This is a genomic window from Novosphingobium sp. FW305-C-111, from assembly GCF_058783565.1.
Window position 1 is genome coordinate 20,430 of the sequence record NZ_JBYSYP010000011.1, and the last position, 12,134, is coordinate 32,563.

14 protein-coding genes are annotated in these 12,134 nt (G+C 69.8%); 4 read left to right on the forward strand and 10 right to left on the reverse strand.

Going from position 1 to position 12,134, the window contains the following annotated elements:
• Positions 1-21: 21 nt before the first annotated feature.
• The 7 genes from AC3WLD_RS13170 to AC3WLD_RS13200 form a co-directional block, all read right to left on the reverse strand.
• Positions 22-267 (reverse strand): twin-arginine translocase TatA/TatE family subunit, encoded by a 246-nt coding sequence (locus tag AC3WLD_RS13170; protein WP_492557424.1) that lies wholly within the window; start codon positions 265-267, stop codon positions 22-24.
• 177 nt (positions 268-444) lie between these two features.
• Positions 445-1,050, reverse strand: coding sequence for an SMC-Scp complex subunit ScpB (gene scpB, locus AC3WLD_RS13175; protein WP_492557425.1), 606 nt, complete (start codon positions 1,048-1,050; stop codon positions 445-447).
• A gap of 115 nt (positions 1,051-1,165) precedes the next feature.
• On the reverse strand, positions 1,166-1,963 hold the full coding sequence (locus AC3WLD_RS13180; protein ID WP_492557426.1) for a segregation and condensation protein A: 798 nt from the start codon (positions 1,961-1,963) through the stop codon (positions 1,166-1,168).
• Entirely contained in the window at positions 1,960-2,970 is a 1,011-nt protein-coding gene (gene nagZ, locus AC3WLD_RS13185; RefSeq protein ID WP_492557427.1) for a beta-N-acetylhexosaminidase, read from the reverse strand. The genes AC3WLD_RS13180 and nagZ overlap by 4 nt, the downstream gene beginning before the upstream one ends.
• A 170-nt stretch (positions 2,971-3,140) precedes the next feature.
• A complete protein-coding gene (locus tag AC3WLD_RS13190) occupies positions 3,141-3,905 on the reverse strand; it encodes an SPOR domain-containing protein (RefSeq protein ID WP_492557428.1) in 765 nt (254 codons plus the stop codon).
• 4 nt (positions 3,906-3,909) lie between these two features.
• Positions 3,910-5,661 (reverse strand): arginine--tRNA ligase, encoded by a 1,752-nt coding sequence (argS, locus tag AC3WLD_RS13195; protein ID WP_492557429.1) that lies wholly within the window; start codon positions 5,659-5,661, stop codon positions 3,910-3,912.
• Between the two features lie 257 nt (positions 5,662-5,918).
• Positions 5,919-6,593: a hypothetical protein gene (locus AC3WLD_RS13200; protein ID WP_492557430.1), complete on the reverse strand. Its 675-nt coding sequence runs from the start codon at positions 6,591-6,593 to the stop codon at positions 5,919-5,921.
• A 100-nt stretch (positions 6,594-6,693) separates the two neighbouring features.
• On the opposite strand from AC3WLD_RS13200, the gene ispH reads away from it, so the two are divergent.
• From ispH to rnhA, 3 genes are read left to right on the forward strand one after another with little or no spacing between them, the layout of a single operon-like run.
• Complete coding sequence (gene ispH, locus AC3WLD_RS13205; RefSeq protein ID WP_492557431.1) at positions 6,694-7,656, forward strand: 4-hydroxy-3-methylbut-2-enyl diphosphate reductase; 963 nt, start codon at positions 6,694-6,696, stop codon at positions 7,654-7,656.
• Between the two features lie 9 nt (positions 7,657-7,665).
• Complete coding sequence (thrB, locus tag AC3WLD_RS13210) at positions 7,666-8,652, forward strand: homoserine kinase (RefSeq protein ID WP_492557432.1); 987 nt, start codon at positions 7,666-7,668, stop codon at positions 8,650-8,652.
• Positions 8,649-9,080, forward strand: coding sequence for a ribonuclease HI (rnhA, locus tag AC3WLD_RS13215; RefSeq protein WP_492557433.1), 432 nt, complete (start codon positions 8,649-8,651; stop codon positions 9,078-9,080). The genes thrB and rnhA overlap by 4 nt, the downstream gene beginning before the upstream one ends.
• Positions 9,081-9,236: 156 nt before the next feature.
• On the opposite strand, the gene AC3WLD_RS13220 is transcribed toward rnhA, so the two are convergent.
• Genes AC3WLD_RS13220 through AC3WLD_RS13230 form a run of 3 tightly spaced genes read right to left on the reverse strand, consistent with a single transcriptional unit; the run spans position 9,237 to position 11,502 of the window.
• Positions 9,237-9,419, reverse strand: a complete 183-nt coding sequence (locus AC3WLD_RS13220) for a YegP family protein (protein WP_492557434.1) — start codon at positions 9,417-9,419, stop codon at positions 9,237-9,239.
• Between the two features lie 58 nt (positions 9,420-9,477).
• The gene (locus AC3WLD_RS13225) at positions 9,478-10,584 is read right to left on the reverse strand and encodes an NAD(P)/FAD-dependent oxidoreductase (RefSeq protein ID WP_492557435.1); all 1,107 of its coding nucleotides are present in this window, start codon (positions 10,582-10,584) and stop codon (positions 9,478-9,480) included.
• A gap of 3 nt (positions 10,585-10,587) precedes the next feature.
• Positions 10,588-11,502, reverse strand: coding sequence for an alpha/beta fold hydrolase (locus tag AC3WLD_RS13230; RefSeq protein ID WP_492557436.1), 915 nt, complete (start codon positions 11,500-11,502; stop codon positions 10,588-10,590).
• Positions 11,503-11,624: 122 nt separating this feature from the next.
• Here AC3WLD_RS13230 and AC3WLD_RS13235 point away from each other — a divergent pair, with 122 nt between their 5' ends.
• Positions 11,625-12,119, forward strand: coding sequence for an A24 family peptidase (locus AC3WLD_RS13235; protein ID WP_492557437.1), 495 nt, complete (start codon positions 11,625-11,627; stop codon positions 12,117-12,119).
• The last annotated feature ends 15 nt before the right edge of the window (positions 12,120-12,134 follow it).

Sequence of the window (12,134 nt, forward strand, 5' to 3'; positions counted from 1 at the left end):
GCTTTCTCCCCTCAGGGGAGATCAGTTCGGGTTCTGGGTCCCGTTGTCCACGGGCTGCGCCGCGGGCTGCGGCGGCGCGACCGTGCCTTGCGTGATCTGCGCAGGCGGCGGGGTCACGGGCGGGTTGGCTTCGTCGGCCATGCCCTGCTTGAAGCTCTTGATGCCCTTGCCGAAGTCACCCATGACCTCGGAAATGCGGCCACGGCCGAACAGCACCAGCACCACCAGCGCGACGATGATCCAGTGGACCAGCGACAAGCTACCCATGTCGTATCTCCTTGCGTCGCGCCGCATATAGTGCGGCGAACCTGAACATGCCAGTGACGGTTTGGTAAGCGGCCAAGCCCACGTCGACCCGGGACCGGGGGCAAGTGCTTGCAAGCAAGGCCGCGCCACGACCCGAGCGGTCCCGGATCAGGTCCGGGACGACGCGGAATCCTTGCGCTATTCCTCCTCCTCGCCCTCCCCGGCCACCTCCGCCGGCTCATCGCCGCCAGTCAGCGCGGCGAAGGCGTCGTCCACCGGGTCGAGCAACCCGGCGGCGCGGAGGTCGTCGATGCCCGGCAGGTCGCGCCGCGATTCGAGGCCGAAGTGGGTGAGAAATTCGGGCGTGGTCGCATAGATCACCGGCCGCCCCGGCACCTCGCGCCGTCCGGCGACGCGGACCCAGCCCGCCTCCATCAGCACGTCCAGTGTGCCCTTGGCGGTCTGAACGCCGCGGATCGCCTCGATCTCGGCGCGACTGACGGGTTCGTGATAGGCGATGATCGCCAGCGCCTCGGTCGCGGCGCGCGAGAGGCGGCGCACCTCTTCCTTCTCGCGGCGGAGCAGGTGGGCGAGGTCGCTGGCGGTCTGGAAATGCCAGCGCCCGCCGCGCTCGACCAGTTCGATCCCGCGCCCGGCATACGTCTCGCGCAGTTCTTCCAACGCATCCTTCACGGACGCCCCGGCGAGATGGCTGGAAATGGCCTGCGCGGTCATCGGCTCCTCGGCCGCGAACAGCGTCGCCTCGACCGCGCGGACGAGGTCGTCGGGGCGCTGCGCGTTCAAAGCTTCTCACCCCACTCCTTCTTCATTGCGAGCGAGGCGAAGCAATCCAGAGCCACCCAGGCCGCCCTGGATTGCTTCGGCCTGCGGCCTCGCAATGACGATGCTTCAAATGAACTCACCCGCGCACCCCGCGCAGCATCAGCGGGCCGAAGGTCTCGTCCTGCTCGATCTCGGCCTTGCCCAGCCGCGCCAGTTCGAGTGCGGCGACGAAGCTGGAGGCGAGCGCCGAGCGGCGAAGCTGCGGGTCGGCGTGCGGCGGGAGGAAGCTGCGCAGCTCCATCCAGTCGAGGCTGACGCCGAGCATCGAGGAGACCCGCGCCAGCGCCGAATCGAGCGTCATCACCGCCCGCTCGCGGACCATGTGGACCACCGGCGCGGTGCGCGCCTTGACGTGGCCATAGGCCTGGACGAGCGCGAACCAGTCGCACTGCCACCTGGCCTTGCGGTCGATCCGCAGCCCCTCGGGCGCGCCGCGGCGGAACACGTCGCGGCCCAGCCGGTCGCGGGCCATCAGCCGCGCCCCGGCCTCGCGCATCGCCCCCAGCCGCTGGAGCCGCAGTTGCAGCTTGAGCGCGAGTTCCTCAGGTGAAGGCTCGACGCCTTCTTCACGCGGGAGGAGGAGCAGCGACTTGAGGTAGGCGAGCCACGCGGCCATCACCAGATAATCGGCGGCAAGCTCCAGCTTCAGCGCCTCGGCCCGCTCGATATAGGTCAGGTACTGGTCGACGAGATCGAGAATCGAGATCTTGCGCAGGTCGACCTTCTGCCGCCGGGCGAGGTCGAGCAGCAGGTCGAGCGGCCCTTCCCAGCCGTCGAGCTCGAGATAGAGCGCCGCGTCCTCGGAACCCCCGCTCGCCACGCCGTCCCACTCCGCGTCGGCGAAAAGGTCGGTCGCGGCGGCGTTCTCGGTCATGCGGCGAGCGCCAGGAGCTGGTCGCGCTTGGCCAGCAGTTCGTGCCGCCGCCCCGAACCCCCGTCGAGCCGGGTGGTGGCGAGTGCCCGGTCGAGCCGTGCGGCCGTCTCGGCGGGCATCGCCGGGACGGCGGCGCAGATGCCGGCCATATCGTCCATCTTCGCCCAGCAGTTGAGCGCGATGTCGCAACCCGCCGCGAGCGCGCGGGCCGCGCGGTCCGGCACGGTGCCGGTCAGCGCCTCCATGTCGAGGTCGTCGGTCAGCAGGAGGCCGCCAAAGCCGATCTGGCGTCGGATCACCTCGTTGATGACGAACGGCGAAAGCGTTGCCGGGTTCTCCGTGTCCCACGCGGTGAACAGGAGGTGCCCGGTCATTCCGATCGGCGCATCGTGCAGCGCCTTGAACGGGGCCAAGTCCCATTCGAGTTCCTCGGCGCTGGCGGTGACGGTCGGCATCGCCTTGTGCGTGTCGGTCGTGGTGCGGCCGTGACCGGGCATGTGCTTGATCGTGCCAGCGACCCCGGCGCGGGCGAGGCCGTCCAGCACCGCGCGGCCCAGCGCCGCCACCCGCAGCGGTTCGCTGCCGAGCGCGCGGTCACCGATCACGTTGTCGGCATCGGGCTGGCGGACGTCGAGCAAGGGCGCGTGGGTACAGGTGATCCCGGCTTCGGCGAGGTCGTGGCCGAGCGCCTCGGCGTTGACCCGCGCCGCCTCGATCGCGCTGGCGGGGGCCACGTCATAGAGCCGGTCGAACGCCTCGCCCGCCGGGTAGGCCGGCCACACCGGATCGCGCATCCGGCGGACGCGGCCGCCTTCCTGGTCGATGGTGATGAGCAGCCGCTCGCGCCCGTGGATGTCGCGCAAGGCATCGGTGAGCGCGCGGACCTGCTCCGGGCTTTCGATGTTGCGGCCGAACAGGATGTAGCCCGCTGGGTCGGCGTCGCGGAAAAAGTCGCGCTCGGAATCGCTGAGGGTCAGGCCGGCGAGGCCGAAGATGGCCGGGGTCATGGCTCGAAGATTCGCGGAAACGCCGGGGTTTCGCAAGGGCGCGGGGGAGATTGACCGGGGAAAATTTCCCCTCACCGCATCCCCGCGCAGGCGGGGACCTCGTGCAGCAAACGGTCCGCTGGATTGATGGAGGTCCCCGCCTTCGCGGGGACGCGCTTAGTCAGCGAAAATCACTTCACCTGGCACTTGAGCCCGCCCGCCGAGAGCGTCGAGCACAGGCTCCGCGCCGCACCGGCGTCGCCGGCCACGGCCTGGAGTCGGTAAACGGTGCCAATGTCGGCCTTGCCCTCGATTACGCGGTGGCTGGTGCCCTTGAGCGCCTCGAACTGGGCCTGGTAGCGCGCCCATGCGGCTTCGGCCGCCGCCTTGGTCGAGAACGCCCCGATCTGCACGCCGACGCCGGGTGCGGCCGGAGCGGCGCTGGCGGAGGCCTGCGCAGCGGGTGCCTTGCTGGACGAGGCGCTGGGCGCCGGGGCCGGTGCGGCGGCGGGCGGCGGGGCGTCGCTCGAGGCGATGCTCGCCTGCGGGCGCAGCCCTTCGCTGACCTTGAAGCTGGTGTCGCCGGTCCCTTCGAAGACCTTGCCGCCGGCATCCTCGGGCTTGACCTTGTACGGTTCCTTCGACGCCGCGATCAGGCTGCCGTCGGCCTGCTGCCCGGCACCGCCGCGGTGCGAGAGCCACCACACCGCGCCGAGGATCAGCGCGAGCGCGACCACGCCCATGACGATCAGCCCGACCAGCCGCCCGGCATCGACGCCCTCTTCCTCGAGGTCGACGTCATCGGGGCTTTCCAGCCACGGCAGGCGATCTTCGTCGTCGAGCGGCAGGCGGCCCGCACCCGAGCCCTGCTGCGCTTCGTCGAACGGGGTGGTCTCGAACGGTTCGTCTTCCGGCAAGCCGTCGTCCCACTGGTTCTTTTCGTCGCCGCCCATCATGCCCCTAAAGCTCCTCGGCCGCCTCCACGCCAAGGAGCGCGAGGCCGTTCTTGACCACTTGCCCGATTTGTTGGGCGAGGAAAAGACGGGCTGCCGTGAGTGCCCCATCCTGGGCCACGATGAAGCGCTTGTCCGGGCGGTCGTTGCCAAGGTTCCAGTACGAGTGGAACGCGCTCGCGAGGTCGTTCAGGTAGAACGCGATACGGTGCGGCTCGCGCGCGGCGGCGGCGGCCTCCACGGTGCGCGGGAACTGCGCGGCGAGCTTGACCAGTGCGAGTTCTTCCTCGCCGAGCAGCGAGAGGTTCGCGGGATCGGGCGCAAAGCCCTCCGCCGCCGCCTTGCGCAGCGTCGAGCAGATCCGCGCGTGGGCATACTGCACGTAGAAGACCGGGTTGTCCTTCGAGGCTTCGACCACCTTGTCGAAGTCGAAGTCCATCTGCGCGTCGGGCTTGCGGGTGAGCATGGTGAAGCGCACGACGTTCTTGCCGACCATCTCCACGACGTCGGCCAGCGTGACGAAATTGCCCGCGCGCTTCGACATCTTGAACGGCTGGCCGCCCTTCATCAGCTGGACCATCTGGACCAGCTTGACCTCGAACGGCTTGGGCTTGTGCCCGTCCGCCCCGGTCAGCGCGGCGACCGCGGCCTTGATCCGCTTGACCGTGCCGGCATGGTCCGCGCCCCAGATATCGACCAGCGCGTCGGCATTCTGGGCTTTCTGGAAATGGTAGGCGAGGTCCGCGCCGAAATAGGTCCATTGCCCGTTGGACTTCTTGATCGGCCGGTCCTGGTCGTCGCCGAACCTGGTCGAGCGGAACAGCGGCAGCTCGACCGGCTCCCAGTCTTCGGGGGTCTTGCCCTTGGGCGCTTCGAGATGGCCGTCATAGACGAGGTCGTGCGCACGCAGCCACTTCTCCGCTGCATCGACCTTGCCCGAGGCCTGGAGTTCGGCCTCCGAGGAAAACAGGTCGTGGTGGATGCCGAGCAGCGCGAGGTCGGCCCGGATCATCTCGAGCATCGCCGCCACCGCCTTCTCGCGGAACGGCACAAGCCATTCGGCTTCGGGGGCCCTGGCATAGCGGTCACCGAATTCGGCGGCGAGCTGCTGGCCGACCGGCACGAGGTAATCGCCCGGGTAAAGTCCTTCGGGGATCTCGCCGACCGCCTCGCCCAGCGCCTCGCGGTAGCGGACGTGGGCCGAGCGGGCGAGCACGTCGACCTGCGCGCCGGCGTCGTTGACGTAGTATTCGCGCACGACCTTGTGCCCGGCGAACTCGAGCAGCGCGGCGAGCGCATCGCCGACCACCGCGCCGCGGCAGTGGCCCATGTGCATCGGCCCCGTCGGATTGGCCGAGACGTACTCGACATTGACCACGCTGCCGCCGCCCATGGCCGAGCGGCCATAGTCGCCGCCCGAGCGTGCGATGGTGCGCAATTCCTCGATCCACGCCGCGTCAGCGAGGCGCAGGTTGATGAAGCCGGGGCCGGCGATCTCGGCGCCGGTCACCTGCGGGGCCTTGGTGAGCTCGCCGACCAGCGCCTCGGCCAGCGCGCGCGGGTTGGTCCCGGCCGGCTTGGCGAGGACCATCGCCGCGTTGCTGGCGAGGTCGCCGTGGCTGGGATCGCGCGGCGGCTCGCAGGTCACCGCCGTTCGCGGCAGCCCGGCGGGCAGCGTCCCCGCGGCCACCAGCGCATCAAGCGCGGCGTCGATCTGGCGGCCGAAAGCGGCGTGAAGGTTGGCAGGGGTGTCGGTCATGGCGGGCCATTAGCGAAAATCGCGCAAAATGGGAAATGCTGGCTTCGGTCTCACTGGCGCTCCCCGCCAGCCACCCTCCTCGGCGTCATGCTGAACTCGTTTCAGCATCCCCTCCCGGTTTGCTCTGAAGCGCGATGCAACACGCTTCACCAACAGTTGGGGCTCCAGCAAATGGCCGAGTTGGAACGCGCCGGGATGCTGAAACGAGTTCAGCATGACGAGCTTTGGGATGCAGAGTCGCGCCTGGGCGCCAATCCTCACCGCGTCGCGTTGTACGCCAGTTGCTGCTCGGTCAGCTGGAAGCCGACCAGCAGTTCGAAGCTCGCGCGCGCCACGGCGGCGCGGACGTCGGGCTGCGAGAGCGGATCGATGGCGGCGTCGGCATCACCGGCCCTGCGCTTGCGGGTCAGGCGATCGCGGATGTCCTCGGGCAGCGTCGCCTCGCTCCGGTCGACATAGGCGGCGGCCTGGGCGTGGGCCTGAGCGCGTTCCTGGCCGTCGGCGAAGTTGAGCGTCACCGTGCCGATGCGCTTCGCCACCACCGCGGTCCCGCCGCGCACGACGGTCGAGAAGTAGGGCAGCTGCACCGTCCGCGCGCCGCGGGTGTCGGTGCGGCGGGCGAGGACGTCGAAATCTGCGACCGAATAGAGCTTGTCCGATCCGTCGTTGCAGGTCGAGCGCAGGTTGGTGATCGAGGCGGTGACGTCGATCGCGCCCGAATCGGTGCGCGAAGGATCGCGCATCAGGGTGACGTCGCCGGTCACGTCGGGGACCGCGACGATCGGGCACGGGCTGCGCACGGCGGCGATGCCGACGCTGTCGTCGACCACGATGTCGCCCTGCTTGTTGCCGCAACCTGCGAGCGCCGCGGCGAGGAGCGAGACGCCGAGGGCGGTCCGGACGCGGGCGGAACGAAACGGGGGCAGGTGCATCGGGCGGTTCTTCCTGAAAGACTGTGGCCCCCGCTCTACCCACCGCCGCTGCATTCGGCAATGGTTCCCCGGACGGCGCGATGGTGCTAGGGGCGCGGCGATGAACGCTGCCTTTCCAAGCCAGGACAAGCCCGCCCTCACCCTGCTGATTGCCGCGCCCCGCGGCTTCTGCGCCGGGGTCGACCGCGCGATCGAGATCGTCGAGCGCAGCCTCGAGCATTTCGGACGGCCCGTGTTCGTGCGGCACGAAATCGTCCACAACAAGTTCGTCGTCGACGGGCTGAAGGACAAGGGCGCGGTCTTCGTCGAGGAACTCGACCAGGTGCCCGATGGCGCGCCGGTGGTGTTCTCCGCCCACGGGGTCCCCAAGGTCGTGCCGGAAACCGCGACGGCGCGGGGGCTCGACTGGCTCGACGCGACCTGCCCGCTGGTCAGCAAAGTCCACCGCCAGGCCGAACGCCAGGTCGAGGCCGGTCGGCACATCCTGTTCATCGGCCACAAGGGCCACCCCGAAGTCATCGGCACCATGGGCCAGGTGCCCGAGGGCGCGATCACGCTGGTCGAGAGCGAGGCGGACGTCGCCGCACTCGACTTTCCCGAGGGCGCGCCGCTGGCGTTCCTGACGCAGACGACGCTGTCGGTCGACGACACCGCCGGGATCGTCGCCGCGCTGCGCGCGCGCTTCCCGCAGATCGTCGGACCCAAGGCCGAGGACATCTGCTACGCCACCTCCAACCGCCAGGCCTCGGTCAAGGCGATCGCCCCGCGCTGCCAGCTGGTGCTGGTGATCGGCGCGCCGAACTCGTCGAACTCGTTGCGGCTGGTCGAAGTTGCCGAACGCTGCGGGGCGCAGGCGCGGCTGATCCAGCGGGCGAGCGAGATCGACCCGGCGTGGCTGGACGGCGTCGAGACGCTGGGCCTCACCGCCGGCGCCTCCGCGCCCGAGGTACTGGTCCGTGAAGTCGTCGATCGGCTGGGTGAATGGCGCAGCGTGACCGAGGAGGTGATCACCACCACCGAGGAAAAGATGGTGTTCAAGCTGCCCCGCCAGCTCGCCGGATAAGCCCCGGTCATGGCCGTCTATACCCACCTCGGCGCCGAGGAGATCGCCGCGCTGATCGCGGACTTCGACGTCGGCACGCTGGTGTCGGCCAAGGGCATCGCCGAGGGCGTCTCCAACTCGAACTGGCTGGTCGAGACCACCGGCGCGGACGGGAACGGCGCGCGCTTCATTCTGACGATGTACGAGTTCCGCATCGAGGTGGAGGACCTGCCGTACTTCCTCTCGCTGCTCGACCACCTCGCGGCCAAGGGCTGCCCGGTGCCGCGGACGATCCACGACCGCGACGGGCGGCTGTACCGGCTGATCCCACATGAATCGGGCGAATCCAAGGGCCTCGCGCTGATCGAATTCCTCCCCGGCGTTTCGGTGAGCGAACCGACCGCCGCGCAGGCGCGCGCGGTGGGCGAGGCGCTGGGCCGCATCCACTTGGCCGCCGCTGACTTCGCCGGAACCCGCGCAAACGGCATGGGCCTCGCCGAATGGCAGCGGCTGATCGGTGAGTGCGGGCACGACGGGCTGGCCTCGATCGACGCGGGGCTGGCGGCTCTGGTCGAGCGGGAGCTACCGCTCCTCGCCGGGCAGTGGCCCGCCGACCTGCCGCGCTCGGTCATCCACGCGGACCTGTTCCCCGACAATGTCCTGATGCTGGGCGCGCGGGTCACCGGCCTCATCGACTTCTACTTCGCCTGCAACGACCTCACGGCCTACGACGTCGCGGTGACCCATGCGGCGTGGTGCTTTTCGCCGGACGGGCGCACCTTCCGGGAAGACCTGTCCGCGGCGCTGCTGGAGGGATACGAGGCGGTGCATCCGCTCTCGCCGGCAGAGAAAGCCGCGCTGCCGGTGCTGGCGCGGGGCGCGGCCATGCGGTTCCTGGCCAGCCGCGCGTGGGACTGGCTCAACACCCCCGCGGACGCGCTGGTCATGCGCAAGGACCCGCTGGCCTTTGCCCGCCGGCTCGAATTCTATGCCGCCAACCCGCAGGTCTTCGCGTGAAACACGTCGAGATCTTCACCGACGGGGCGTGCAAGGGCAATCCCGGCAAGGGCGGCTGGGGCGCGATCCTGCGGATGGGCGAGCACGAGAAGGAGCTGTCCGGCTCGGAGCGTGAGACCACCAACAACCGCATGGAGCTGATGGCCGCGATCCGCGCGCTGACTGCGCTCAAGGAGCCGTGCCGGGTGACGCTGCACACCGACAGCAAGTATGTGCTCGACGGGATCACCCGCTGGGTATTCGGCTGGCAGAAGAACGGCTGGAAGACCGCCGACAAGAAGCCGGTCAAGAACGGCGACCTGTGGATCGCGCTCGTCGAGGCGGTCCGCCCGCACCGGGTCGAATGGGTCTGGGTCAAGGGCCACGACGGCCACCCGGAAAACGAACGGGCCGACCGGCTCGCGAGCGAGGCGGCAAAAGCGGCCTGATCCCTAAAAGCGTTCGTGCGCCGTGGATTGCTTCGCTACGCTCGCAATGACGACGGTGTCGGAAATGACGACGGTGTCTGAAATGACGTACCCCCGCACAAATCCACACCTTTCGTCATTGCGAGGAGCGCAGCGACGAAGCAATCCAGAGCCGAACTAACCCGCGGTGGTATCCACCACCTCGGCACCCGGGCCGTTTTTCAGGATCGAGTCGATCGCGTTCTGCGCGCTGGCCTTGGACTTGTAGCCTTCGGTCCAGAAGATGGTTTCGGCGTTGTAGCAGAAGTACGCGACGAACTCGCCGGCCTTGTTCTTACGGATCTCGAAACGGTGGGCCATGCTCCCGACTCCCTTGTGCGGTTCCAAACCGGATGCAGGTTAGCGCCGCCGGCGGGAGTTACACAGGGGAATTGAACCGGTCCGGTGCGTAATCGGCCGCGCGGATGTCTGCGGTCATCTCGTCCTGCGGGATTGCGAGCACCAGCTGCGCGGCGAGGCGGGCGGCGGCAGGCGCGGTCTGGATGCCGAAGCCGCCCTGCCCGGCGAACCAGAAGAACCCCTCGCACCGCGGGTCGAAGCCATAGACCGGCAGCCGGTCGGGCGCGAAGCTGCGGAGGCCCGCCCACTTGCGCTCGACCGCCGCGACCCGCCAATCGACGACCGCCTCGAACCGGTCGATCGCTATGGCGACGTCGAGTTCTTCGGGCGCGGCGTCGCGGGCCTCGTCGGGGGTTTCGTCGTGGGGCGACAGCCACAGCCGCCCGGCCTGCGGCTTGAAATAGAAGTCCTCGTTGATTCCCAGCGTCAGCGGCAGGTCGGCCGGCGGCTCGGGCGCGGTGCGCAGCTGCGCGACGGTGCGGCGCAAGGGGCGGATGCCGAGCGGCTTCGCGCCCGCCATCACGGCGACGGTATCGGCCCACGCGCCCGCGGCATTGACGAGCACCGGCGCCAGCGCCTCCCCGCCCGGCCACGCGATCCGCCAGCGCCCGCCCTCGCCCTCCGCCGCCTCGACCCGCGCGCGGACGCGGAGCACGGTACCGGCGCGGCGGCTGGCGGCGAGGTAGTGCTGGTGCAGCCCGGCGACATCGATGTCGGCGCAGTCCGGCTCCCACGAGCCGCAGGTCCACTCGCCGCGCAGGCCCGGCACCCTTGCCAGGAGCGCCTCGCGCCCGATCAGGTCGACCCGCGCGCCAAGGCCCGCGAACCGCTCGACGAACGCCGCGACCTTGGCCCGGTCCGCCTCGCGCCCGATGTTGAGCGCGCCGCGGGGGGAGAGGTACCCGCCGGCGCGGAGGAACCGGCCCGAGGCCATCGTCAGCGGATAGACGCCGGGGCCGCCATAGGCCTCCTCCCAGAACGCCGCCGAGCGGCCGGTGGTGTGGTAGCCGGGCGCGTCCTCCGCCTCGACCAGCAGCACCGTGGCATGCGGCGCCAGCTCAGCGGCCAGGCTCGCGCCTGCCATCCCGGCGCCGATGATGGCGACGTCGAAGTGCTGCGCGGTCATCGCTCAATCCTGCGGCGGCGCCAGCCGGCCGAGGAAGTCGTCGGTGGTGCGGATCACCTTGCTGCGCACTTCGTCCGCCTCGCGCAGCAGTTCGTGCGCGGCTTCCTTGCCGTAGAGGACGAGCTGCGCCCGCGGCAGGCGGCGGGCGGCGCGTTCGATGGCGCGCCACGAGACCAGCCCGTCGGCCTTGGTGGCGAGGAGCAGCACCGGTGTCTGCACCGCCTCGAGCACGCCCGGCCGCGCCAGCGCCGCGAACGAGGCATAGGCGCGCTCGACCCAGCGCCATGAACCGGGGCCGAGCTCGAGTTCGGGCCGCTGGACCCGCCACGCCGCTTCGTCGGCATAGCGTTCGGGGTCGTGCGTCAGCAGGTTCTCGCGGCCCTTGAGCCCGGCACCCGGCTTCTCGCTGATCTTCCACGCGCGCCGTTCGGGATCGCCGGTCCGGCACATGAGCCTCGCCACGCCGTGGAGCAGCGGCAGCGGCCCGGGTGCGGTGAAACCCAGCATCGGCGCGGACAGCACCATGGCCACGGGATCGACGCGCTTTTCGGCCAGCGCCCTGAGCGCGAGGTGCCCGCCCATCGAATGCGCGACGATCACCCGCGGGCCGCGATGCTCGGCCTTCCACGTGTTCCAGAACGCGGCGAGGTCTTCGACCCAGACCGAGAAGTCGGAAACGTGGCCCACCCCCGGATCGGCGGCAAGGCGGCCGGAACCTGCCTGTCCGCGCCAGTCGAGCGCGGTGACGTGCCAGCCCTGCCGGTGCCAGTGCTCCAGCGTTTCGAGGTACTTTTCGTAGGCATCGCCGCGCCCCGGAAGGAACAGGATCGCGCCGCGCGCGCCCGCAGGCTCACCCGCGCCGGGCCAGTCGATCCGGCGGATCGGCCAGCCATCGGGCGCGATCCAGCGGCTTTCCACCGCAGCCGGCGGGATCGCCCGGCGGTCGATCGGGGCGAGGCGTTCCGGGGACGACGGGTGGGTAATCGCGGCTCTCCGGTCGTGGTTACTTTTTGGTAAGTCCTGATCGGTATGCAGTAACCATGCAGGGGGAAAATCTCGTTTACGGACTGGCCGGCAGCTTGGCAATCGCGCTGCTCGTCGCCGCTTTCACCGACCTTCGCCGGCGCCAGATCGACAACTGGCTCAACGCCGCGATCGCCTTGTCCGCACCGCTGTTCTGGTGGGCGAGCGGGTTGTCGCTGTGGCCGGGCGTGGCCCTTCAACTGGGCGTTGCGGTCATCGTCTTCTTCGCGCTGGCCGGCCTGTTCGCGCTGCGCATGATGGGCGGCGGCGACGTCAAGCTGCTCACCGCGCTCGCGCTGTGGCTGCCGTGGCAGCCCTATCTCCAGCTGCTGGTGATCATGGCCCTGGTCGGCGGCGCGCTGACCATCGTCTTCGGCATGTGGCACATCGCCCGCCGCCAGAAGGACAAGGTCAAGATCCCCTACGGCATCGCCATCGCCATCGCCGGACTGTGGGTTCTGGGGACCAAATACCCGGGTCCCGGGCTGCTCACCGCGGCCGGACTGGGCTGACCCACGCAGAGTGAC